Origin of the sequence: Micromonospora sp. URMC 103, assembly GCF_051386435.1 — a bacterium.
Taxonomy (GTDB): Bacteria; Actinomycetota; Actinomycetes; order Mycobacteriales; family Micromonosporaceae; genus Micromonospora.
In genome coordinates this window covers 1,119,706-1,144,087 of sequence record NZ_JBPQTR010000005.1, presented here as the reverse complement: position 1 = coordinate 1,144,087, position 24,382 = coordinate 1,119,706, and the positions used below count along the sequence as shown (strand labels likewise).

Below are 24,382 nucleotides of genomic sequence, written 5' to 3'. Positions count from 1 at the left end.
CCGGCGGCCTGTCCGCATCCGCCCCCGGGCCGACCTGTGCCCGGGCCGACCTGTGCCCGGGCCGACCTGCCCCGGTGATCAAGAGGTTTGCGTCAGAGATGGCGCCATTTCTGACGCAAACCTCTTGATCAACCGGGCGAAGACGGAGGCCGGGCGGGCCGGGTGGGCTTGCGGGGTTGGGTCAGCGGAGGCCGGCGGTTGCCAGGAGGTTGCCGGTCGGGATCGGGGGCAGGGAGCGGCCCTGGGCCATCCGCTGCTCTGCGCGTTCGGCGGTGAACGCACCGGCGGTGGCCACGGCGGCGGCGTAGGTGTCGGCCGTACGCCGGGCGATGGCCGCCCACCCGTACTGCTCGTGGACCATGGCGCGGGCGCGGCGGGCCAGCGTGCGGGCGCGGTCCCGGTCGGCGAGCAGCGCGTCCACCGCGTCGGCCAGCCCGTCCGGATCCTGCGGCCGGAACGTCATCCCGGTGACGCCGGGCTCGACGATCTCCGCGAGCCCGCCGGTGGCCGACACGGCGAGCGGCGCACCCGCCGCGGCGCCCTCCAGGGCCACCATCCCGAACGGCTCGTAGATGCTCGGCACCGCGAAGCAGTCCGACGCGGCCATCACGGCGGGCAGGTCGGTCCCGCCGAGGAAGCCCGGCATGCTCACCGCGTCGCCCAGGCCGAGCCGGTGCACGTCCGCCTCCAGCTCACCGCGGTACGGGCCGTCGCCGGCGACCACCACGCGCAGCCCGGGGTGCCGCTCCCGCAGCCGGGGAACCCCGGCGAGCAGGTGCTGCACACCCTTCTCGTAGACCAGCCGGCCCGCGAACGTGACCAGCGGGCCGTCGCCGGCGAACCGCGCCCGCGCGGCGGCCACCGCGCCGCGCGACGCCCGCCACCGGTGCGGCTCGACGCCGTTGGGCACCACGTCGACCCGGCCGGACGGCACGCCGAAGAGCCCGGTCACCTCGTCGCGCATGTACCCGGAGCAGACGATCACCCGGCCCGACTCGCCGCTGAGCCAGTGTTCGACCCCGTGGATGGTGCGGTTCATCTCCTCGGGCAGCCAGCCCTGGTGCCGGCCGGCCTCGGTGGCGTGGATGGTCGTGACCAGCGGGATGTCCAGGTGCTCGCGGAGCGTGATCGCGGTGTGGGCGACGAGCCAGTCGTGGGCGTGGATGACGTCGTACTCGCCGGCCTCGGTGGCACGTAGGGCGGCGCGGGTGAGGGTGTGGTTGAAGGCCATGGTCCAGGCCAGGAGGCTGTTGGTGGCCAGGGGGAAGGTGACGGGGTCCTCGGCGGCGCGGATGATGCGGACGCCGTCGGCGTACTCCTCGAGGGGTGCGCCGTCGGCGTGGCGGGTGACGACGGTGACCTGGTGGCCGGCGGCGGCGAGGGCGACGGACAGGGCGTGCACGTGCCGGCCGAGGCCGCCCACGAGCACCGGCGGGTACTCCCAGGACAGCATGAGGATGCGCCGCGACGGCGGCGGAACGCCGGGGCCGGCGGACTGCGGGATCTGGGACCGGGTCAGGGTGGGCCGGCAGGTGCGGTCCGGGGCGGTGGCGAGCGGTTCGCCGACCCGCAGGGTGCTCACATCTGTCTCCGTCCAGGCAGGGGCGTGTGCACCGTCGTCGGTGACGGCGCGACCGAGGTGAAGGGTGGGGCCGAAGGCCGGGCGGTGACGCGCGGGCGCGCGCGTCCCCGGACCAGCAAAGGGCATCCCGCGATGATCCGCATCTCGAGAGCGGCCACGGTGACCGAGGACACCCTTTCGGCCCGCCCGTCCCAGTCGGGCGGATTTCCGGCGTTCGGCTGGAAGGATGGATTGGCCGAACCGGGCGTGGGGCATTACCGCCGTGCGTCCCGCCCGGCCGTGCGGTGCGGTGCGCTCATGACGCGGTGCGCGCATGATCCGAACCAAGGGAGCGACATGCAGGTCTGGCCGGGTGAGCGCTATCCCCTCGGCGCCACGTACGACGGGATGGGCACCAACTTCGCGCTCTTCTCGGAGGTCGCCGAGAAGGTCGAACTCTGCCTCTTCGACGAGTGGGACACCGGCGCCGAGCTGCGCGTCGAGCTGCGCGAGGTGGACGCCTACGTCTGGCACGCGTACCTGCCGGGCATCGAGCCGGGCCAGCGGTACGGCTACCGCGTCCACGGCCCGTACGACCCGGCGAACGGGCTGCGGTGCAACCCCCACAAGCTGCTGCTCGACCCGTACGCGAAGGCCGTCGACGGCGACGTGGTCTGGGACCCGGCGGTCTACGACTACGACCTGGGCGACCCGGAGCGGATGTCCGAGACCGACTCGGCGCCGTTCATGCCCAAGTCCGTGGTGGTGAACCCGTACTTCGACTGGGGCAACGACAAGCCGCCGCGCACCCCGTACCACCACTCGGTGATCTACGAGGCGCACGTGCGCGGCCTGACCATGCGCCACCCGGACATCCCGCCGGAGCTGCGCGGCACGTACGCCGGCATCGCCTCGCCGCCCATGATCGAGCACCTGACCCGGCTCGGGGTGACGGCCATCGAGCTCATGCCGGTGCACCAGTTCGTGCACGACCACCGGCTCGCCGACATGGGGCTGCGCAACTACTGGGGCTACAACACGATCGGCTTCTTCGCCCCGCACCACGGCTACTCCGCCCTGGGCCGGCTCGGCCAGCAGGTGCAGGAGTTCCGGGGCATGGTCAAGGCGCTGCACGCGGCCGGCATCGAGGTCATCCTCGACGTGGTCTACAACCACACGGCCGAGGGCAACCACCTCGGGCCGTCGCTGAGCTTCAAGGGCATCGATGCCCCCAGCTACTACCGGCTCTCCGAGGAGGATCGGCGCTACTTCGTCGACTACACCGGCACCGGCAACAGCCTCAACGTGCGTAGCCCGCACTCGCTCCAGCTGATCATGGACTCGCTGCGCTACTGGGTCACCGAGATGCACGTCGACGGTTTCCGCTTCGACCTCGCGGCCACCCTGGCGCGGGAGTTCTACGAGGTCGACCGCCTCTCCACGTTCTTCGAGGTCGTGCAGCAGGACCCGGTGGTCAGCCAGGTGAAGCTGATCGCCGAGCCGTGGGACGTGGGCCCGGGCGGTTACCAGGTGGGCAACTTCCCGCCGGTGTGGACCGAGTGGAACGGCAAGTACCGGGACACCGTGCGGGACTTCTGGCGCGGCGAGCCGGCCACCCTCGCCGAGTTCGCCTCCCGGATCTCCGGCTCCGCCGACCTCTACCAGGACGACGGGCGCCGCCCGTTCCACAGCATCAACTTCGTCACCTGCCACGACGGGTTCACCCTCAACGACCTGGTGTCGTACAACGACAAGCACAACGAGGCCAACGGCGAGGAGAACCGGGACGGCGAGAGCCACAACCGGTCCTGGAACTGCGGGGTGGAGGGCCCCACCGACGACGAGGCGGTGCTCGCGCTGCGCGCCCGGCAGCGGCGCAACTTCCTGGCCACGCTGGTGCTCTCCCAGGGCGTGCCGATGATCGGCCACGGCGACGAGCTGGGCCGGACCCAGGGCGGCAACAACAACGCGTACTGCCAGGACAGCGAGCTGTCCTGGGTCGACTGGGAGAACGCCGACGAGGGCCTGCTCGAGTTCGTCCGGACGCTTGTCGCGTTCCGCCGCCGGCACCAGGTGTTCCGCCGGAGGCGCTTCTTCACGGGGCTGCCCGTGGGTGGCCGCGACGTCGGCTCGCCGCTGCCCGACCTCGCCTGGTACACGCCGGACGGGCGGGAGATGACCGGCGAGGACTGGGGCAACGACTTCGGCCGGTCGGTGGCGCTGTTCGTCAACGGGGAGGGCATCCGCGAGCGCGGCCCGTACGGCCAGCGGCACCACGACGACTCCTTCCTGCTCTGCTTCAACGCCCACGACGCGCCGCTGGACTTCACGCTCCCGCCCGCGGAGTTCGGGCAGCGCTGGGAACTGGTGATCAGCACCGCGGAGCCGGAGGCCGAGAAGGCCACCGTGGTCGAGGCGGGCGGCGCGCTCTGCGTGCCGGACCGGTCCCTCGTGGTGCTGGAGAGGACAGCCTGACATGTCCACCACCCCTCGATCCGACGCGCCCCGGGTCCGCGCCACCTACCGGGTGCAGGTCCGCCCCGGCTTCGACCTGGACGCCACGGCCGGCCTGGCCGGCTACCTCGCCGACCTGGGCGTGACGCACCTCTACAGCGCGCCGCTGCTGGCCGCCGCCCCCGGCTCGGCGCACGGCTACGACGTGGTCGACCACCGGGCCGTCAACGCCGAACTCGGCGGCGAGGCGGGCCGGCAGCGGCTGCTGCGGGCCCTGCGCGCGGTCGGGCTGGGCCTCGTGGTGGACATCGTGCCCAACCACGCCGGGGTGGCCGTCCCGGCCGCGAACCCCGCCTGGTGGGACGTGCTGCGCCGGGGGCGCGCCTCGGCGTACGCCCGCTGGTTCGACATCGACTGGGACCGGGGCCGGCTGCTGCTGCCGGTGCTCGCCGACACCCCCGACGCCCTCGACGACCTCAAGATCGTCGACGGGGAGCTGCGCTACCACGAGCACCGCTACCCGATCGCCGACGGCACGGGCGAGGGCACGCCCCGGCAGGTGCACGACCGGCAGCACTACGAGCTGGTCTCCTGGCGGCGCGGAGACGCCGAGCTGACGTACCGCCGGTTCTTCGCCGTCTCCGACCTCGCGGGGTTGCGGGTGGAGGACCCGGAGGTCTTCGCCGCCACCCACGAGCTGGTCCTGGCGTGGGCGGCGGCCGGGGAGGTCGACGGCATCCGCGTCGACCACCCGGACGGTCTGCGCGACCCCGCCGGCTACCTGGCCCGGCTGCGCGACGCCGCGCCGGCCGCGTGGCTCGTGGTCGAGAAGATCCTGGAGTACGGCGAGGAGCTGCCGGACTGGCCGGTCGACGGCACCACCGGCTACGAGGCCCTCGCGGCGGTCAGCGGGCTCTTCGTCGACCCCGACGCGGAGGGCGACTTCACGGCGCTGGACACCCGGCTCGTGGGCCGACCCACCTCCTGGGAGGACCTGACCCACGAGACCAAGCTCGCCGCCGCCACCCGGCTGCTCGCCGCCGAGCTGACCCGGCTGGCCGCCCTCGCCCCCGACGTGGAGCCGGCCGCGGCCCGGGCGGCCCTGGCCGAGCTGGCCGCCGCCTTCCCCGTCTACCGCGGCTACCCGCCCCACGGGGCCCGACACCTCGCCGTGGCCCGGGCCGAGGCCGGTCGCCGCCGGCCGGACCTGGCCGCGGCCCTGGACGCGGTCACCCGGCGCCTGCGCGACCCGGACGACGAGCTGGCCCGGCGGTTTCCGCAGCTCACCGGGGCCGTGATGGCCAAGGGCGTCGAGGACACCGCCTTCTACCGCTGGAGCCGGTTCGTGGCGCTCAACGAGGTCGGCGGCAGCCCCGCCCACTTCGGCGTGCCGCCCGCCGAGTTCCACCGGTTCGCCGCGGCCCGGCACGTCCGCTGGCCCACCGGCATGACCACGATCTCCACCCACGACACCAAGCGCGGCGAGGACGTCCGGGCGCGTCTCGCCGTGCTCAGCGAGCTGCCCGACCGGTGGGCCACCCTCGTCACCGGCTGGACGGCCCGGGCGCCGCTGCCCGACCCGGCGTTCGCGCACCTGCTCTGGCAGACCGCCGTCGGCGCGTGGCCCATCGAGCGCGAGCGGCTGCACGCGTACGTGGAGAAGGCCGCCCGGGAGGCGTCGGTGTCGACGAGCTGGGCCGACCCCGACCCGGCCTTCGAGCGGGCGATGCACGCGGTGGTCGACCGCATGTACGACGACCCGGACCTGCACGCGGAGCTGACCGCGTTCGCCGCGGAGATCACCCCGGCGGGCTGGTCGAACTCGCTCGGGCAGAAGCTCGTGCAGCTCGCCATGCCCGGGGTGCCCGACACCTACCAGGGCACCGAGCTGTGGGACAACTCCCTCGTCGACCCGGACAACCGCCGACCGGTCGACTTCGCCGTACGCCGGGAGCTGCTGGCCCGGCTCGACGCCGGCTGGCGGCCGGCGGTCGACGCGGACGGGGCGGCCAAGCTGCTCGTGGTGTCCCGCACGCTGCGGCTGCGTCGCACCCGGCCCGACCTGTTCACCGGCTACCGCCCGGTGCCGGCGCGCGGGCCGGCGGCGCGGCACGCCGTGGCCTTCGACCGCGGGGGCGTCGTCGCCGTCGCCACCCGGCTGCCGGTGGGGCTGGCCACCGCCGGTGGCTGGCGCGACACCGTGCTGTCGCTTCCCGTTCACAACATGACGGACCTGTTCACCGGTCGGGTCTACAGTGGCGGTGAGACCCGCCTCGCCGATCTGCTGGCCACCTATCCCGTCGCGCTGCTGGCTCCCACCATCGAATCCGCGGAGGCTGCGTCATGACCGAGTTCACGGTGTGGGCGCCGGACGCCGCCCGGGTCCGGCTGCGCCTGGACGGCGCCGCCGACCACGAGATGACCGCCGGGCCGGGCGGCTGGTGGCGGGCCGAGGTGCCGGACGCCGGCCCGGGCACCGACTACGCCTTCCTGCTCGACGACGACGACCAGCCCCTGCCCGACCCGCGGTCGGCCTGGCAGCCGCACGGCGTGCACGGGTCCAGCCGCCTCTACGACCACTCCGCCTTCTCCTGGACCGACGGGGAGTGGACGGGTCGCCAGTTGCCCGGCAGCGTCCTCTACGAGCTGCACATCGGCACGTTCACCCCCGAGGGCACCTTCGACGCGGCCATCGAGCGCCTCGACCACCTCGTGGCCCTCGGGGTGGACATGATCGAGCTGCTCCCGGTCAACGCGTTCAACGGCGAGCACAACTGGGGCTACGACGGCGTCTGCTGGTACGCCCCGCACCAGCCCTACGGCGGCCCGGACGGGCTGAAGCGGCTGGTGGACGCGGCGCACGCCAAGGGGCTGGGGGTGATCCTCGACGTCGTCTACAACCATTTCGGGCCCTCCGGGGCCTACGCGCCGCGCTTCGGCCCGTACCTGGCCGAGCAGAGCAACACCTGGGGCCGCGCGGTGAACCTCGACGGGCCGCACTCCGACGAGGTACGCCGCTACATCATCGACAGCGTGCTCATGTGGCTGCGCGACTACCACGTCGACGGGCTCCGGCTGGATGCCGTACACGCCCTGCCGGACAGCCGGGCCGTACCGTTGCTGGAGGAGATGGCCGTCGAGGTGGAGGCGCTCTCCACCCACCTGGGCCGGCCGCTGTCGCTGATCGCCGAGTCGGACCTCAACGATCCGCGGCTCATCACACCGCGCGAGGCCGGCGGGTACGGCCTGCACGCCCAGTGGAACGACGACGCCCACCACGCGCTGCACACCCTGCTCACCGGCGAGCGGCAGGGCTACTACGGCGACTTCGGCTCCATCGAGTGCCTCTCCGACGTGCTCACCGGCGCGTTCTTCCACGCCGGGACGTGGTCGAGCTTCCGCAACCGGCACCACGGCCGGCCCGTCGACCGGCAGCGCACCTCGGGCCACCGGTTCGTGGCGTACCTGCAGAACCACGACCAGATCGGCAACCGGGCCACCGGCGACCGCATCTCGGCGACGCTCTCGCCGGCGCTGCTGCGGGTCGGCGCGACGCTGCTGCTGACCGCGCCGTTCACCCCCATGCTCTTCATGGGGGAGGAGTGGGCGGCCAGCACGCCCTGGCAGTTCTTCACGAGCCATCCGGAGCCGGAGCTGGCGAGCGCCGTGGCCAACGGCCGGCGGCGGGAGTTCGCCGCGCACGGCTGGCCGGAGGGTGACGTGCCGGACCCGCAGGACCCGCAGACGTTCGTCCGCTCGCGGCTGGACTGGGCCGAGCTGGACAAGCCCGAGCACCGGGAGATGCTGGAGTTCTACCGGCGGCTCATCGCGCTGCGCAAGAGCCGGCCCGACCTGTCCGACCCGCGGCTCACCACCGTCGACGTGCGCCACGGCGACCAGTTCCTGCTGATGAGGCGTGGGGAGTGCCTCGTGGCGGCGAACCTCGCGGGCAAGCCGCAGCGAATCAACCTGCCGGGCGTGGTCCGCGGCGTGCTGCTGGCGACCAACACCGGGGTCACCGTCATGCGCGACACCGTCGAGCTGCCGCCGGAGACCGCCGCCATCGTGGCGCTCTGACCGCGCCGACGTCGCTCGGGCGCATACACCCGGGCGCCCCCTTCCTCGCCCACGACGATCCTTCGGCTTCCGCATGAGGGTGTGACTCGCTGTCACGAATCCGTCCCCTCGACGCCGTCGCACCTGGATCCTTTGCTCTGCAGCCCTATAGGCACCAGTGACGGTGCGTCACGCACGCGCCCCGGGGCCGGCGGGGGTCGGTCGCTGATTCCGCAGCTCAAGCGGGTGGTGCATAGAGACATGCAGAGCAAAGCGTCGGATGGGCATCCCGTGAGGTCGGGCCGGTAGTCACGGTGGGCGAACTTCACGCTCCGTGGTCGGGCGGCTGATGGTCCGCCCGGTCCTCCGCGAAGGGACTGCGGGAGTCGGGCTCATTGCGCCGGTCCGGGCTCGCTGCGCTTGCCCGGGCCCGCCGCGCACGCTGTCGGTCCCGCTTGGGCGGTGACAGGTGGAGGTTGATCGACTCCGTTTCGCCGAAGTGGCGGTGTCGCGGGGCATTGGATGCCGCCATATCGGCGATCTGGTGTGGTTCTCGGGCGGAGTGTGGCACATTCTGGTCGGAACCGGGCACACCGGTCCGCCGTACGACATAGCGTCACGGTGGCGGCGCCACCGCCACGGCCGCCGGGAACGTCGACGGCCATGCGCCGAGCGGAGGGACCCACGTGAACCGTATCGACGGAGTGCTCCTGCCCGAGTTGGAGGACCCGACCCGCGAGCCGTGGCTGCCCCGGGCACTCGGCTGGTTGAGCCTCGCCCTCGGTGTGGGCGCCGTCGCCGCGCCCGGCCCGCTCGCCCGCCTCACCGGCGTCGACGACTCGCCCGCGGCGGGGACGGTCATCTCGGCCGTGGGCGCGCGCGAACTGGGACACGGTATCGGGCTCGTCGCCGGCCGCCGGCGCGCAGGCTGGGCCTGGACGCGGGTGGCCGGAGACGCCATGGACCTGGCCGTGCTCGGCCAGGCCCTCGCCGACCGTAGGGGCGAACGACGACGCCGGGTCGCCATCACCACCGCCGCCGTGGCCGGGATCGCCGCGGTCGACCTGTTCGCGGCGATCGGCGCCACCCGCGCCCGGCGCGCCCGGGACCGGGCCATCCGCATCACGATGGGTGTCACCGTGAACCGGTCGCCCGCGGAGGCGTACCGGTACTGGCGGGACATCGAGAACCTGCCCCGGTTCATGTCGCATCTGGAGTCGATCCGCGCCGAGGACCTGCGCCGGTCCCACTGGGTCGCCCACGGCCCGGCCGGCCGCCGCATCGAGTGGGACGCCGAGATCGTGGACGACCAGCCCAACCGCTCCATCGCGTGGCGGTCGCTGCCCGGCACCCGCGTGCCCAACGCGGGACGGGTGCGGTTCGTGCCGGCGCCGGGGGACCGGGGGACGGAGGTGCGGGTCCAACTGGGTTACGCGCCACCGGGCGGCGCGGTGGGCCGGGCCGTGGCGAAGCTCTTCGGTGAGGAGCCCGAGCAGCAGGTCCGCGACGACCTGCGCCGATTCAAGCAGGTGCTGGAGACCGGCGACGTGGTCCGCTCGGAGGGCAGCCCGGACGGGATCTCGGTGCGGCAGCAGGTCATGCAGCGCCCGGCGCAGCCGTTGCCCGGCCGGCCGCGGCGCTGACCAGCCCGATCGGGAGGAGAGGACAGACGATGAGGGCCACCGCCTGGATGGGCAAGGACAGCGTCAAGGTCATCGACGTGCCGGAACCCAGGATCATGAACCCGCGGGACGCGATCGTCCGCATCACCACGACCGCCATCTGCGGTTCCGACCTGCACCTCTACCACGGCTACATCCCGGCGATGCGCAAGGGCGACGTCCTCGGGCACGAGTTCATGGGCGAGGTGGTCGAGGTGGGCCCGCAGGTGCGCAACCTGCGCCCCGGCGACCGGGTGGTGGTGCCGTTCCCGATCGCCTGCGGCCACTGCACCTCCTGTCAGCGCGGCCTCTACTCGGTCTGCGAGAACTCGAACCCCAACGCCGGCATCGCCGAGAAGATCATGGGCCACTCGCCGGGCGGCATCTTCGGCTACTCGCACCTGCTCGGCGGGTACGCCGGCGGCCAGGCCGAGTACGCCCGGGTCCCGTTCGCCGACGTCGGCCCGCAGAAGGTGCCCTCCGACGTGCCCGACGACCAGGCCGTCATGCTCGCCGACGTCTTCCCGACGGGCTACATGGGCGCCGAGATGTGCGACATCAGGCCCGGCGACGTGATCGCCATCTGGGGCGCCGGGCCGGTCGGGCTCCTCGCCGCGGCCAGCGCGCGGCTGCTCGGGGCGGAGCGGGTGTTCGTCATCGACCGGTACCCGTACCGGTTGCGGCTGGCGCGAGAGTTCGCCGGCGCCGAGACGATCAACTACGACGAGACCGACGTGCTCGACGCGCTCAACGAGCTGACGGCCGGCCGCGGCCCGGATGCCTGCATCGACGCTGTGGGCCTCGAGGGGCACCACGGCAACGCGGCGATCTACGCGTACGACCGGACGAAGCAGGCGGTGCGGCTGGAGACCGAGCGCCCCTTCGCCCTGCGCCAGGCGATCCTGGCCTGCCGCAGCGGCGGAGTCGTGTCGGTGATCGGCGCGTACGGCGGGCTCATCGACAAGTTCCCGATGGGCGCGTTCATGAACCGGTCGCTCACGATGCGGACGGGGCAGTGCCACGTCCAGCGGTACACGCGCCCGCTGCTGGAGCGCATCCAGCGGGGGGAGATCGACCCGAGCTTCATCGTGAGCCACCGCATGCCGCTCAAGGACGCCCCGAAGGGCTACAAGATCTTCCAGAAGAAGCAGGACGAGTGCACCAAGGTGCTGCTCACCGTCTGACACCGGCAAGCGGCGGAACCGCCGTCGGCCGGCTGCGGCACGGCGCCGCGTGCCGGCCGGGGCGGCGGGCGGAGGCCGCGGTGGCTAGCCTGTCCGGTGTGGAGGGCGGCTACTGTGCCCACGCCCGGCATCGTCCACGACGGCGACGGCACCCGCGTCCGCCTGCGCCCGGTGGTCGAGGCCGACCTTCCCATGTTCCGGCGCTTCTGCACCGAGCCCGGCCTCGTCGGCCTCGACTGGGGCGGCTTCCTCGATCCGGGCGCGCCGGCACCTCGAGGGCGTGGTCCGGGCCTGCGAGTTTCGGGCCGGGCGGTGGCGCGACGGCCACCTCTACAGCCGGCTGCGCGACGACCCGTCGCCCTGGGAGTGACCGGGCCCGTTCAGGGCAGCGGCCACTCGTGCACCGGCCGGTTGCTGTGCATCAGGTCGACGTAGTGCCGCATCACCTCGCGCAGGGCCTCCGGCCGGTCCAGGTGGTCCGCGGATTCCAGCCGGTGCAGGGTCTCCACCTGCCAGCTCGCCCCGTTGCGTCCGGTGAGGCAGCGCCGCTCGATGATGCCGAGCAGCCGGTCGCGCTCCGGCGGGGCCAGCCCCCACCGGTCCAGTCCGTGGTGGGCCAGGGGCAGCAAACGGCGCAGCACCAGTTCCGTCACGGGCAGGTAGCCCAGGCCGGGCCAGAAGACCTGCGCGTCGATGCCGTGGCGGGCGCAGCTCGTGAAGTTCTCCTCGGCGGCGCTGAACGACATCTGGGACCACAGTGGCCGGTCGGACTCGGCCAGCGCCCGCACCAGGCCGAAGTAGAAGGCGCCGTTGGCGATGGTGTCGAGGACGGTCGGCCCGGCCGGCAGCACCCGGTTCTCCACCCGCAGGTGCGGGCGGCCGCGCAGGACGTCGTAGACGGGCCGGTTCCACCGGTAGACGGTGCCGTTGTGCAGCCGCAGCTCGGCGAGCTTCGGCACGCCGCCGCTCGCGAGCGCCTCCGCCGGGTCCTCGGGGTCGCACACCGGCAGCAGCGCCGGGAAGTAGCGGACGTTCTCCTCGAACAGGTCGAACACGCTGGTGATCCACCGCTCGCCGAACCAGACCCGCGGCCGTACGCCCTGGGCCTTGATCTCCTCCGGGCGCGTGTCGGTGGCCTGCTGGAACAGCGGGATCCGCGTCTCCCGCCACAGCTCACGGCCGAAGAACAGCGGCGAGTTGGCGCCCAGCGCCACCTGCACCCCGGCCACGACCTGGGCGGCGTTCCAGTAGTCGGCGAACTGGGCCGGGCTCACCTGGAGGTGGAACTGGGTGCTGGTGCAGGCCGCCTCCGGGGTGATGGTGTCGGCGGTGACCGACAGCCGCTCGACGCCGTTGATGGCGATGCGCAGATCCTCCCCGCGGGCCGCGAAGATCTGCTCGTTGAGCAGTTCGTAGCGCGGGTTCGCCGAGAGCGTACGCGCCGTCAGGTGCTCGGGCCGCAGGGTCGGCAGGATGCCGATCATCACCATGTGCGCGCCGATCGCCCGGGCCTTGGCGTCGGCCGCGTTGAGGCTGGCGCGGACGTCCTCCTCGAACTGCGCGGTGCCGGTGCCGGCGAGCCGCCGCGGCGCGACGTTGATCTCCACGTTGAACTGGCCGAGCTCGGTCTGGAAGCTCGGGTCGGCGACGGCGGACAGCACGTCGGCGTTGCGCATCGTCGGCTGAGACTCGTCGTCGACCAGGTTGAGCTCGATCTCCAGCCCGGTCATCGGGCGGTCGACGTCGAAGCGGGCCTCGCGCAGCATCTCGGCGAAGACGTCCAGACACCGGCGCACCTTGTCGCGGTAACGCGCCCGGTCCTCCCGACTGAAGGTGCGCGCGCCGACGTCTTCGCCCATGGTCACCACCCGGAGTCACCGCTGGTCCTCCTAAGCTCGCACGGCGGCCGTGCGTGGGGGAAGACCATTCGGATCCTTCTCTACCCATCCTGGCGCCCGGTGATCCCCGTCGCGCCCCGCCGGTTCGCCCCGACCACCGGCCCGGCGCCCGCTACCATGGGCCGCCGGAAGGGGTGGCGATGGCGATGCGCGACAGGGTGACCCGGCTGTTCGTGGGAGCGGCGGTCGCCGAGGCATGCTCGTGGCTCGGCCTCCTGGTCGGCATGGCCGTCAAGTACGGCCCGCCCGGCAACGAGGTCGGTGTGAAGGTGTTCGGCCCGATCCACGGCGGGCTCTTCGTCGCGTACCTCCTGCTGGTCCTCCTCGTGGCCCGGCGGCACCGGTGGAGCCTGCTCGCGACCGGGGTGGCCCTGGCCTGCGCGGTGCCCCCGTTCGCCACCCTCGTGTACGAGCGCTGGGCCCGCCGCCGGGGGATGCTCGGGTCGGCGGAGGCGGCGGCCCGTCCGGAGCCCGTGCCGGCCCGCTGACCGCCGGACGGCGCCCGCCGTCCGATGCCCGCGCCGGCGTCCGGCCGTCAGCCGCCGGAAGTCCGCGCCAACGCCCGCCGGCCAGGCGTCAGCCACGCGGCGTCCGCGCGGTCAGCCGGCGAGGAAGTCGCTGAGCAGCGCGGCCAGCTCCTCCGGGGCCTCCTCTGCCATGTGGTGGCCCGAGTCCACCGACGCGACCCGCAGGTCGTCGGCCCAGTCCCGCCAGATGGCCCCGGGATCGCCGTACAGCTCGACCATGTCGTCCCGCTCCGACCAGGCGAACAGCACCGGGCAGGCGATCCGGCGACCGGCGGCCCGGTCGGCGTCGTCGGCGGCCCGGTCCGGTCCGAGCCCCGCCCGGTAGTCCTCGCACATGGCGTGCACGGTGGCCGGGTCGTGGATCGCGCGGCGGTAGTCCGCGTACGCCTCCTCGCCCATCTGCTCAGGCGTCCCGCCGTACCAGGCGTCCGGGTCGGCGTTGATGATCCGCTCGGCCGGCTTGTCGGTCTGCCCGAGGAAGAACCAGTGCCACCACCGGGCGGCGAACCGCGCGTCGGCGCGGGCCAGCGCCTCGCCGATGGGCACGCCGTCGAGCACCCCGAGCCGGCTCACCCGGTCGGGGTGGTCCAGCGCCGTGCGCATGGCCACGTAGCAGCCCCGGTCGTGGCCCACCACGGCGGCGCGCCGGTGGCCGAGCGCGTCGAGCAGCGCGACCACGTCGGCGGCCATCGCCCGCTTCGCGTACGACGAATGGTCGGGTGTGTCCGGCGGCACCGTGGAACCGCCGTACCCGCGCAGGTCGGGGCAGATCACGGTGTGCCGGGTGGCGAGCAGCGGCGCGACCCGGTGCCAGGTGGCGTGGGTGCGCGGGTGGCCGTGCAGCAGCACGACGGGCGGCCCGGATCCGCCGTGGCGCACCCGCAGCCGTACCGCGCCGACGTCGATCGAGTCCAGGGCGAATCCGTCGAACATGCGTTCCCCGGTGCCCCGGCCCGCGCCGGCCGAAACGCGCCGGCGGAGCGACACGCGCGCCCCGGCCGGTCAGCGCAGAGCGGACCAGGCGGCGATCCCGAGAAGGAGCAGCATCCCGAACGTGGCCCGCAGCAGCAGCGGCGGGCCGAGGTGCGTCCAGACCGTGGCCGTGCGGGGAGTGAGCAGCTGCCCCGTGGTGAGGTTGACGATCCGTTCGATCCGGGGCGGCAGGTCGGGGTCGGCCTGCGGCCGGAGCGTCAGCTGGACGTGGTCGGCGGGGTGCAGGGCGCTCTGCGGCAGGTGCCCGTGCAGCTCGACCTCGCAGAGCCGGCCGGTGGCGTCGCGCAACCGCAGGGGCGTCACCAGGTACTCCGGGCCCTTCTTCAGGTCCTTCCAGCGTCGCCGGGGCCCACCCGCCCCGCCGGGCAGGACGGCGCGCGCCAGCCGCATCGGCAGGCTCGCCACGCCGGCCGCGGCAAGCACCGCCACGAGCACCGGCTGACCGACCGCCACCTCCCGGGAGTAGCCGTCGAGCAGCCGCACCACACGGCCCGCGACGATCCGCTCCGTGGGGTGGGCGATCCGTCGGGTGTCGAGTCCGCTGTCCATGTTCACCACCGAGAGTCCTGATCCGTTCACTGATGGTATCGGCGGAAGGGGTTGAACGGCGTGAATGAAACCTGGTCACGCGCTCACGACCGTCAGGTGAACTCCGGGGCGGCACGGGTAAGCGCAGGGCCGAGCTGGAAAGGGGTCGAGCATGCAGCTGTCCTTCCTGCGCCCGCTCTACGACCGTCCCGGGCCGTGGTGCTCCGTGTACGTGGACGCGTCGGCCGACACGCACGAGGCCCACCCGGCGCTCGACCTGCGCTGGCGGGCGCTGCAGGGCCAACTCACCGACCAGGGCGCGGACGAGCCCACCGTCGCGGCGCTGGACCGGGTGGTCCGCGGCCACGACCCGATGGCGGGTAGCTACGGCCTGGCCGTGTTCGCCACCCGCGGCCGGGTGGTGCTAACCGAGTACCTCTCCGCCCCGCCGCTGCGCGACCTCGCCAGTTACGCGCCGCTGCCGCACGTGATGCCGCTGCTCGCCCAACGTGGTGAGCAGGTGGCGTGGGTGCGGGTGCTGGCCGACCGGACCGGCGCCGACGCCATGGCGGTCAGCGCCGGGGGCGTGCCGCGCCGGGCGCACGTGGTGGGGCGCGAGAACTCGCAGCTGCGCCGGGTGCAGCCGGGCGGCTGGTCGCAGCCGCGATACCAGCGCGCGGCCATGGAGGCGTGGCACCACAACGCCGGCGACGTGACCGCCGCGACCGTCGACCTGGCCGAGCGGGTCGGCGCGGACGTGGTGGTGGTGGCCGGCGACGTGCGGGCCACCGGAATGGTCGCCGCGCAGATGCCGCCGCGCTGGCAGGACGTCGTGGTCCGCACCGACGCCGGTTCCCGGGCCGGCGGCGCGGACCAGACCCAGCTCGACGACCTGACCGTGCAGACCATCGCCGAGGTGGCCGACCAGCGCATCGCCGCGGCCCTGGACCGGTTCGGCATGCAGGAGGACGTCGGCGCCGGCCTGGAGGCGGTGGTCGGGGCGCTCCAGCGTAACCAGGTCGAGACCATGCTGATCGTGGACGACCCGTCGGCCAACGGCGAGCTCTGGATCGGCCCCGAGCCCACCGAGATCGCCGTCGACCCCGGGCAGCTCAGCGCGATGTCGGTCGCCGAGCCGCAGCGCGTACGGGCCGACGCCGCGCTGGTGCGGGCGCTCGTCGGCACCGACGCCGAGTTGACCGTGCTCGGGCCGGAGGAGGCGCCGGAGCTGACCGACGGGGTCGGCGCGGTGCTGCGCTACGTCGACGCGAGCACCCCCGGGCGGGGCAATGGCTGAGCGCGTCGCGGCCGACCTGGTGGTCGAGCGGCTGCGGGCCTGGCGGGTGCCCCGGGCGTTCGGCTATCCGGGCGAGGCCATCGCCCCGATCGTTGCGGCGCTCGACCGCGCGGGCGGGGACCCGGAGTTCGTGCCGGCCCGGCACGAGGAGACCGCCTCGTTCATGGCGACCGGGCACGCGAAGTTCACCGGCGGGATCGGCGTCTGCCTGGCCACCCAGGGGCCGAGCGCCGTGCAACTGCTCAACGGCCTGTACGACGCCAAGCTGGACAGCAAGCCCGTCGTGGCGCTCGTCGGCGAGGACGTGTCCGGCCCGCTCGGCGGGGCGCACCAGGAGATCGGGCTCAGCCGGCTCTTCGGCGACGTCTGCAACCAGTTCGTCCAGTACGCCCGCAGCGCCGGCCAGGTGCCCGGCCTGCTCGACCAGGCGTTCCGCACCGCCGCGGCGACCCGCAGCCCGGTCTGCGTGGTGCTGCCCCGGCAGGTGCAGGAGGCCTCGGTGCCGGACCTCCAGGCGTACGCCGCCGGGGTGATCACGGCGACGCCCGGCGAGCCGCTGGCCCGGGTGCTGCCGCACGACGTCGACCTCGCGGCTGCCGCGCAGGTGCTCGGCGGCGGCCAGCGCACCGCGATCCTCGTGGGGCAGGGCGCCCGGGACGCGGAGGACGAGGTGCTCGCGCTGGCCGACCGGCTCGGGGCCGGGGTGGCCACCTCACTGCTGGGCAAGCCGGTCCTCGACGAGCGGCTGCCGTTCCACACCGGCGTGCTCGGCGAGGTGGGCACCCGGGCCGCCGCCGAGCTGATGGGGGGCTGCGACACGTTGCTGATGGTCGGCACCAACGATCCGTGGACCGGCTACCTGCCGATGCCCGGCCAGGTCCGGACCGTGCAGATCGACATCGACGGCCGCCGGATCGGCAGCCGGTACCCGGTCGACGTCCCGCTCGTCGGCGACGCCGCCGAGACGCTGCGCGCCCTGCTCAACCGGATCCCGGACCGGCCGAACCCGCGGTGGCGGGCCACCGTCGAGAACTCCGTCGACCGCTGGCGGCAGGAACTCACCGATCGTGCGTCGGCGCCCGCCGAGCCGGTGAACCCGCAGCTGGTGCTCCAGGAGCTGTCGCCCCGGGTGCCGCGCGCGGGCGCGCTCGCCGTGGACGTGGGATCGGTCCTCTACTGGTACGCGCGGCACCTGGAGCTGCCGCCCGGCGTGAACGCCCAGCTCTGCGGCACGCTCGGTTCGATGGGCTGCGCCCTGCCGTACGCCGTGGCCGCGAAGCTCGCGGCGCCGGACCAGCCGGTGATCGCGCTGGTCGGCGACGGCGCCATGCAGCTCAACGGCCTGGCCGAGCTGATCACCGTGGCGCACCACTGGTCGCGCTGGCCCGATCCGCGGCTCGTGGTGCTGGTCCTCAACAACCGCGACCAGTCCGGGATGGGCGGTGGTCGCCAGCCGGTCAGCGACCCGGGGCGACGCCGGCCGGACGTGCCGTACGCCGGTTGGGCCCGGCTGCTCGGGTTGCACGGCGTCCGTGTGGACCGCCCGGAGCTGGTGGGCGCCGCGTGGGACGAGGCGCTGGCGGCGGACCGGCCGTGCGTGGTGGAGGCGGTGGTCGACGCGGCCGTGCCGCTGGCCCCGCCGGAGCCCGCCTTCGCCGACCTGCGGGGCGTCTACGCCGACGGTGCCGCCGCGCGCCGCGTCCGGGAGCAGGTGGACCGGCAGTTGTCGGTGGCCGCGGAGGACCTCACCTGACCTCGTGGTCCGGCCGGTCACGATCGGTCAGGATTCGAGAAGCGGGGCCGCGGGCCCGTACCTAGCCTGGTCGGCATGGACATCACCATTCACACCAGCGTTCTTCCGCACGTCGACCCGGACGCGTCCCTGGCGTTCTACCGCGACGTCCTCGGCTTCGAGGTCCGCAACGACGTGGGTCAGGGCCGGATGCGGTGGATAACCGTGGGCCCCGTCAACCAGCCCGACACCTCGATCCTCCTGGCGCCGCCGACCACCGACCCCGGGATCACCGAGGACGAGCGCCGCACCATCGCCGAGATGATGGCGAAGGGCACCTACGGCTGGATCCTGCTGGCCACCCGCGACCTGGACGCCACCTTCGAGAAGGTGCAGGCCGGCGACGCCGAGGTCGTCCAGGAGCCGACCGAGCAGCCGTACGGCATCCGGGACTGCGCCTTCCGCGATCCCGCCGGCAACCTGGTCCGCATCCAGGAGCTGCGCTGAGCGTTCGCGGGCCTCGACCTGCCTGACCGCGCCAGCGCCGCCGACGTGGCCTCGCCCGGCCGAGCGGACACCACGACCTCGGCGAGCGGAGTCGATCACGCCCGGACTCCCGGGTGTGCCCGGGACGGGCGGGGCGAGGCGGGCCGGACGCCACCTACCGCCCGGTATCGGCGAAGCGCCCCCGATCAGCGGATTGGCCCCGCCCGGTGGGGGAGGGCCCGTTTGAACCGCATCCGGACGGGAAGCCGGGCCGCGTGGTGAGCGAACGAGGCAAGGTGGGGCCGGTGCACAAGGTGCACGAGGGGCTGGTTGCCGCAGACGCCGGTATGGCGGGAGACCGCGTCGTGGCGGCCGGCAGCACGGCGCGGGTCCTGGTCGCCGCCACGGCCCGCGCGCTGCGCGGCAGCGACTGCGCCGACCTGGGGCATCCGGGTCCGGTGTCCCGTTTTCCCGGCGCACCGGACCCGGTGCGCCGGGCGGCCGTCACCCGGGCCGCCGGACGGGTCGCGCTCACGCCCGCGCAGACCGCCGACGTGGACGCGGCGCGGGTGGCGAGCTGGTTCGTCGACCAGTACCCCCGGCGGCGCTACCCGGGCGCGGTGCTCGGCTCGCCGCACGGCGCCGCGGCGCACCTGGCGGTGGCCCTCGGTGTGCCCTGGCTGCCCGCCGGCTTCGAGATGACCGTGCACTGGGCGCAGGGCGCCGTGGACCGGCCGGGCGCCGCCCTGGACCACGGGGCCGCGCTCTGCGGGCGGCTGCTCGCCGGGAACGACGACCTGCACGTACGCCAGGTGCACTGCCCGGCGAGCCGGGGCGCGCTGGCCGGGGCCATGGTCTCCCTGGCGGCCCGCTGGCGGACCCTGCCGGCCGCGTACCGGCGTTTCCTGACCGACCGGCTCGCCCCCGGCGCGCCGGTGCTGCTGCTGCGCGACGCCCGCACCTGGCCGGTGCTCGACCCGGGGCAGGGGCACAGCTTCCAGGTCGGCTGCCCGGGCAGCGGACTGGACCCGGTGGACTTCCACCCGGACAGCCACGCCCTGCGCCAGGTGCTCCGGTCGGCGGGCGGGGACGCGGCCCGCTGGGAGCCGCCGCAGGTCTCCTCCCCGTCCGGCTACGCCGAGCACGGCGTCGAGTCGGGTTTCGAACTCAGCGCCCGGGACTGGGCCGGGCGCGGCGGGCACCCCCTGCACCGGGTGCTCTTCCCGCGGCCGGAGGCGCTCAGCGCGGCGATCGCCGACCTGTACCGCCGCTGGCTGCGTGCGGCGGGCAAGACCGGCGACCGGCTCGTCGTGGAGTGCGGGCGGCTGCTCGACCCGTGGCAGGTGGTGCGGGCGGGGCTCGTGCCGTACTGGTGCGAGAACGCCACCCGGCGCAGCGTCGAGGGGGTCGAGTGGTGGCTCGCCGGCAGCGAGCCGTTCACCTCGGTGGACGTGCTGCCCGAGCCGCCCGGCGTCCGCTCGCCGGCCCTCGCCGGGCTGCCCCAGTGGCTCGCGGTGGCCGGTTTCGGGCGGCGTCGCCGCGCCCTGGACCGCACCTCCGCGCGGGGCTACCCGGTCGCCTCGGTGCCGACCCGCCGCGCCACGGAGGTCCTGCGGGCGCAGCCGTACGACCTGCCGACGCCGCCCCCGCTGGCCGTGACCGAGGCGCTCACCGTGCTCCGCGACAGCGGCACCCACCAGGGGTTGCTCGTCTCTTGAGGTGAGCCCAGCGAAACATCCTCGCGAACCCGGGATCCCGTGATTGAGTACCTACGGAGCGGGAACATCGCTGGCTGCGATGGACTGACCACGTAGCGCAGCGTGTTTCGTCGCCCGCTGGCGTCCCAGTCACGTAACCCACTTCCGGCCCGGTGCGTGGCCCGACCACGCGCACGACCGGTTTCCCAATCCGGGCGGGGGACCTTCCTGAGGGAGGCGCGGATGTTCGGACAGACCACCACAAGCACACCACCACCCACCGAGCGAGGACTGGAGGACCTCGACGCCGCCGCTCTGGCGTACGCGGCGCGCATCGAGGGGCTGCCGCCCGAGCGGCGTCAGGAGGCCCGCGACGACCTGGTCCGGTTCGCCCTGCCGTTCGCCGGCCGGCTCGCGCGCCGGTACCGCGGCCGGGGTGAGCCGCTGGAGGATCTGGAGCAGGTGGCCCGGCTGGGGCTCGTGAACGCCGTCGACCGGTACGACCCGGAACGGGGCTCCTTCACCGCGTACGCGGCGATCACGATCGTCGGTGAGATCAAGCGGCACTTCCGGGACCGGACCTGGGGCGTGCACGTCCCCCGCCGCCTGCGTGACCTGATCCTCGAGGTGGGGCAGGCCACCGCGGCGCTGACCAGCGAGCTGTCCCGGGCGCCGTCGGTCGCCGAGTTGGCGGAGCGGCTGGAGACGCCGGAGGAGGAGATCCTGGCCGCGCTGGAGTCGGCCGCCGGTTACAGCCCCGCCTCGCTGAACGCGCCGGTGGGTGGCGAGAGCTCGGCCGAGTTCGGCGACCTGGTCGGCGAGTCGGACAACGCGCTGGAGTCGGTCGACGACCGGGTGACGGTGAGCGGCCTGCTGCACCGCCTGCCCTGGCGGGAGCGGCGGATCCTGGCCATGCGCTTCTACGGCAACCAGACGCAGGCGGAGATCGCGGCCCGGTTCGGCATCTCTCAGATGCACGTCTCCCGGCTGCTGTCGCGTGCGCTGACCTGGCTGCGTCAGGCGATGCTCGCCGACGCCCCGCCGCCGTGGCAGAACGGCGCCGCGGAGTCCGAGACGGCCAAGGCCCGCATCAACGTCCGGCAGAACGGCGACCGGGTGGTCGTCGAGGTCGGCGGCGACGTGGACCGCGACGGCGCCGACCAGCTGCGCCGGGCGATGTTGGAGGCGGTCACCGGCCAGCCGAGCGAGGTGGTGGTCGACCTGGTCGGCGCGGGCGGGGTCGACGCCGGAGGGATCGCCGCGCTGGTGGCCGGTCGGGACGCCGCGGCCCGCACCGGGGTGCCGCTGCGGCTCACCCGCGTGCAGCCCGCGGTACGCCGCTCGCTCACCGCGGCCGGCCTCGCCGCGACGCAGCCCGTGAAGCCGTAGGAGCGGACGCGGGGCCGGCGCCACGGGCGCCGGCCCCGCGCGTGTCTCACCCCTCCTCGCGCCGCTCCGGCGGCTCACGGGGATGCTCGGGTGGGTCGCCGTGGCTGGACGGGTGCCGCCACTCGTCCTTCTCCTGCGGCGCGCGTTGCGCGCCGAGACGGGTCTCCTCCGGCTCGTCGGTCTCCTCGAAGCTCGGCCGCCGGGCGTCCTCCGGGCCGGGCACGTTCACGGGGCGGGCGCCGGACTGCGGCGCCGGCGTGTACTCGGCCACCTCGCGTGGACCGTGCGCGCCCTCGGCGGCCGGCGACTCCGGCACCTGCGCGACGTGGCGCAACTGCTCGTGGAACGCCTGCGGCGGCCGGGCGGCGCGCTGCGGCAGGTCGCGGCCCAGGTCGGCGACCAGGGTCCCGTACTTGGCGTCGAAGGCCGGGCGCTCCGAGCGGATGCGGGGCATCCGGTCGAAGTTGCGCAGCGGCGGCGGACAGGTCGTGGCCCACTCGAGGGAGTTGCCGAACCCCCACGGGTCGTCCACTGTCACCATCGCGCCGTAGCGCCAGGACTTCCACGCGTTGTAGATGAAGAACAACGTGGAGAACCCGAGCACGAACGCCGAGATCGTGGAGATCGTGTTGAGGGTGGTGAACCCGTCGGTGGGCAGGTAGTCGGCGTACCGGCGGGGCATGCCCTCGGCGCCCAGCCAGTGGTGGACCAGGAACGTGCCGTGGAAGCCCAGGAACATCGTCCAGAAGTGCATCTTGCCGAGGCGTTCGTCGAGCAGCCGCCCCGTCATCTTCGGCCACCAGAAGTAGTAGCCACCGAACAGCGCGAACACCACCGTGCCGAAGACCACGTAGTGGAAGTGCGCCACGACGAAGTACGTGTCGTGCGTGTGGAAGTCCGCGGGCGGGCTCGCCAGCAGCACGCCGGTGAGGCCGCCGAGCAGGAACGTCACGAGGAAGCCGATGGCGAACAGCATCGGTGTCTCGAAGGTGAGCTGCCCCTTCCACATCGTGCCGATCCAGTTGAAGAACTTCACGCCGGTCGGCACGGCGATGAGGTAGCTGAGGATGCTGAAGAACGGCAGCAGCACCTGCCCGGTGCCGAACATGTGGTGCGCCCACACGGTCATCGACAGGATCGTGATGGCGATCGTCGCGAACACCAGACCCGTGTAACCGAAGATCGGCTTACGCGCGAACACGGGGATGATCTCGGTGATGATGCCGAAGAACGGCAACGCGATGATGTAGACCTCGGGGTGGCCGAAGAACCAGAACAGGTGCTGCCACAGCAGCGGCCCGCCCGTCGCCGCGTCGAAGACGTGCGCGTTGACCAGCCGGTCCGCCGCCAGGGCCAGCAGCGCCGCCGCCAGCAGCGGGAAGACCAGGATCACCAGGACGCTCGTGAAGAGCATGTTCCAGGTGAAGATCGGCATCCGGAACATGGTCATGCCGGGTGCGCGCAGCGTGAGGATCGTGGTGATCAGGTTGACCGCGCCGAGGATCGTGCCCAGACCCGAGACGACCAGGCCGATCACCCACATGTTCGCGCCCACGCCCGGGGAGTGCTCCACGTCGCTCAGCGGCGTGTAGGCCGTCCACCCGAAGTCCGCGGAGCCACCCGGCGCCAGGAAGCCGCCGATGACCATGAGCCCACCGAACAGGTAGAGCCAGTAGGCCAGGGCGTTGAGCCGGGGGAAGGACACGTCGGGGGCGCCGATCTGGATCGGCACGATGAAGTTGCCGAACCCGAACGCCGCCGGTGTGGCGAACAGCAGCAGCATCACCGCGCCGTGCGAGGTGAACAACTGGTTGTACTGCTCCGAGGACAGAAACTGCAGCCCGGGACGCGCCAACTCGGCGCGCATCACCATCGCCTCGAACCCCGCCGCCACGAAGAACCCGAACGACGTGAGCAGGTACAGGATCCCGATCTGCTTGTGGTCCGTGGTGGCCAGGAACCGGATCAGCGAACTACCCGGGACGGGCAGCCGCACGGGCCCCGGGTAGCCGCCGAACCGGGCCGGCGCGAGGATCGCGGGCCCGCGGTCTCGACCTGGCTCCGTGGGGGCCCGTTCCGGCATGGTTGGTTCACCCGTCGTCGCGCAAAAGGGACGGGCGTGCCTACCCGGCCCGGTTTCCATGAAACCAGGCCGAAGGTCTGAATCAGGTCGGTTTCGCCGGGCAGCTCAGCTCGCCGGCACCATCGCCCACACGGCCTTGCCGTCGCCGGCCGGGACGGTGCCCCAGCGCTGCGCCAGCTGGCGTACCAGCAGCAGCCCCCGGCCCCCCTCGGCGCGCGCGTCCGGGGTGCGCTCCTGCGCCGCGGCGCGGCTGCCGTCGACCACGGCCAGGTGCAGGTACGGCCGGCGCAGGGTCAGCGTGACGTGCATGGGCGTCCGGGCGTGGCGGACCACGTTGGCGACCAGCTCGCTGAGCACCACCGAGGCAGGGCCGGCGACGTCCGGGAGGTTCCACCGGGTGCAGGCGTCGCCGACCAGGTCCCGTGCCCGCCGGCACGCCTCGGCCACCGGCTCAAGCCGAGCGCGCAGGCGCGGCGCGACCGCCGCGCCCGCCGCCTGGGTGGCCTCGGCGCAGTTGCGCCGTACGGGAAGCACCCGGCACGCCGTGGTCTCCGCCAACCAGCGCTCGGCGGGCGGCGGCGGGGCGCAGAGCACCACGGGCACGGCCGGCCACTCCTCGGCGCGGCGGGCCGTGGCGGCGAAGACCGCCAGCGCCAGGCGGTCGCCGACGGTGACCTCGCCGAGGTCCACCACGACGGCGTCCGGTTGGGCCGCGAGGCAGGACTCCAGCGTCCCGTGGACCGACCGCATCGTGTCCAGGTCCAGCATTCCGGCGAGGCGGACGACGGTGACCGGGGACCCGTCGCGTACCTCGCAGGTGATCCGGCTCGCCATCA

The 24,382-nt window shown here is 73.6% G+C and carries 17 protein-coding genes; 11 read left to right on the top strand and 6 right to left on the bottom strand.

From position 1 onward, the window contains the following. Window positions 1-181 precede the first annotated feature (181 nt). On the bottom strand, window positions 182-1,582 hold the full coding sequence (locus ACSNOA_RS18365) for a glycosyltransferase family 4 protein (protein WP_436659906.1): 1,401 nt from the start codon (window positions 1,580-1,582) through the stop codon (window positions 182-184). Window positions 1,583-1,918: 336 nt separating this feature from the next. Here ACSNOA_RS18365 and glgX point away from each other — a divergent pair, with 336 nt between their 5' ends. The 5 genes from glgX to ACSNOA_RS18340 all read left to right on the top strand — a co-directional run bounded on the left by glgX (window position 1,919) and on the right by ACSNOA_RS18340 (window position 10,916). Next, window positions 1,919-4,036: a glycogen debranching protein GlgX gene (glgX, locus tag ACSNOA_RS18360; RefSeq protein ID WP_436659904.1), complete on the top strand. Its 2,118-nt coding sequence runs from the start codon at window positions 1,919-1,921 to the stop codon at window positions 4,034-4,036. A gap of 1 nt (window position 4,037) precedes the next feature. Beyond that, window positions 4,038-6,362 (top strand): malto-oligosyltrehalose synthase, encoded by a 2,325-nt coding sequence (gene treY / locus ACSNOA_RS18355; protein WP_436659902.1) that lies wholly within the window; start codon window positions 4,038-4,040, stop codon window positions 6,360-6,362. Further along, complete coding sequence (treZ, locus tag ACSNOA_RS18350) at window positions 6,359-8,092, top strand: malto-oligosyltrehalose trehalohydrolase (RefSeq protein ID WP_436659900.1); 1,734 nt, start codon at window positions 6,359-6,361, stop codon at window positions 8,090-8,092. The genes treY and treZ overlap by 4 nt, the downstream gene beginning before the upstream one ends. Window positions 8,093-8,757: 665 nt before the next feature. Further along, the gene (locus ACSNOA_RS18345) at window positions 8,758-9,714 is read left to right on the top strand and encodes an SRPBCC family protein (protein WP_436659898.1); all 957 of its coding nucleotides are present in this window, start codon (window positions 8,758-8,760) and stop codon (window positions 9,712-9,714) included. Window positions 9,715-9,743: 29 nt separating this feature from the next. Beyond that, entirely contained in the window at window positions 9,744-10,916 is a 1,173-nt protein-coding gene (locus tag ACSNOA_RS18340) for a zinc-dependent alcohol dehydrogenase (RefSeq protein ID WP_436659896.1), read from the top strand. A 380-nt stretch (window positions 10,917-11,296) separates the two neighbouring features. Here ACSNOA_RS18340 and ACSNOA_RS18335 read toward each other — a convergent pair whose 3' ends face one another. Continuing rightward, window positions 11,297-12,775, bottom strand: a complete 1,479-nt coding sequence (locus ACSNOA_RS18335; RefSeq protein WP_436659895.1) for a glutamate--cysteine ligase — start codon at window positions 12,773-12,775, stop codon at window positions 11,297-11,299. A gap of 185 nt (window positions 12,776-12,960) precedes the next feature. On the opposite strand from ACSNOA_RS18335, the gene ACSNOA_RS18330 reads away from it, so the two are divergent. After that, window positions 12,961-13,302: a DUF3817 domain-containing protein gene (locus ACSNOA_RS18330; RefSeq protein ID WP_436662364.1), complete on the top strand. Its 342-nt coding sequence runs from the start codon at window positions 12,961-12,963 to the stop codon at window positions 13,300-13,302. 111 nt (window positions 13,303-13,413) lie between these two features. Here ACSNOA_RS18330 and ACSNOA_RS18325 read toward each other — a convergent pair whose 3' ends face one another. Both ACSNOA_RS18325 and ACSNOA_RS18320 read right to left on the bottom strand, forming a co-directional pair. Then, complete coding sequence (locus tag ACSNOA_RS18325) at window positions 13,414-14,274, bottom strand: alpha/beta fold hydrolase (protein WP_436659894.1); 861 nt, start codon at window positions 14,272-14,274, stop codon at window positions 13,414-13,416. A 69-nt stretch (window positions 14,275-14,343) separates the two neighbouring features. Continuing rightward, window positions 14,344-14,892: a hypothetical protein gene (locus tag ACSNOA_RS18320; RefSeq protein WP_436659892.1), complete on the bottom strand. Its 549-nt coding sequence runs from the start codon at window positions 14,890-14,892 to the stop codon at window positions 14,344-14,346. A 142-nt stretch (window positions 14,893-15,034) separates the two neighbouring features. On the opposite strand from ACSNOA_RS18320, the gene ACSNOA_RS18315 reads away from it, so the two are divergent. The 5 genes from ACSNOA_RS18315 to ACSNOA_RS18295 all read left to right on the top strand — a co-directional run bounded on the left by ACSNOA_RS18315 (window position 15,035) and on the right by ACSNOA_RS18295 (window position 21,463). Further along, on the top strand, window positions 15,035-16,159 hold the full coding sequence (locus ACSNOA_RS18315) for a Vms1/Ankzf1 family peptidyl-tRNA hydrolase (protein ID WP_436659890.1): 1,125 nt from the start codon (window positions 15,035-15,037) through the stop codon (window positions 16,157-16,159). Next, a complete protein-coding gene (locus tag ACSNOA_RS18310; protein ID WP_436659888.1) occupies window positions 16,152-17,912 on the top strand; it encodes a thiamine pyrophosphate-binding protein in 1,761 nt (586 codons plus the stop codon). The genes ACSNOA_RS18315 and ACSNOA_RS18310 overlap by 8 nt, the downstream gene beginning before the upstream one ends. 75 nt (window positions 17,913-17,987) lie before the next feature. After that, complete coding sequence (locus ACSNOA_RS18305) at window positions 17,988-18,398, top strand: VOC family protein (RefSeq protein ID WP_436659887.1); 411 nt, start codon at window positions 17,988-17,990, stop codon at window positions 18,396-18,398. Between the two features lie 326 nt (window positions 18,399-18,724). Beyond that, on the top strand, window positions 18,725-20,095 hold the full coding sequence (locus tag ACSNOA_RS18300) for a hypothetical protein (protein WP_436662363.1): 1,371 nt from the start codon (window positions 18,725-18,727) through the stop codon (window positions 20,093-20,095). Window positions 20,096-20,317: 222 nt separating this feature from the next. Continuing rightward, window positions 20,318-21,463, top strand: a complete 1,146-nt coding sequence (locus ACSNOA_RS18295; protein WP_436659885.1) for a SigB/SigF/SigG family RNA polymerase sigma factor — start codon at window positions 20,318-20,320, stop codon at window positions 21,461-21,463. A gap of 46 nt (window positions 21,464-21,509) precedes the next feature. Here the strand turns inward: ACSNOA_RS18295 and ctaD are convergent, their stop codons facing one another. Beyond that, window positions 21,510-23,546, bottom strand: a complete 2,037-nt coding sequence (gene ctaD / locus ACSNOA_RS18290) for an aa3-type cytochrome oxidase subunit I (RefSeq protein WP_436659883.1) — start codon at window positions 23,544-23,546, stop codon at window positions 21,510-21,512. Window positions 23,547-23,651: 105 nt separating this feature from the next. Next, the gene (locus ACSNOA_RS18285; protein WP_436659881.1) at window positions 23,652-24,380 is read right to left on the bottom strand and encodes an ATP-binding protein; all 729 of its coding nucleotides are present in this window, start codon (window positions 24,378-24,380) and stop codon (window positions 23,652-23,654) included. Between the last annotated feature and the right edge of the window lie 2 nt (window positions 24,381-24,382).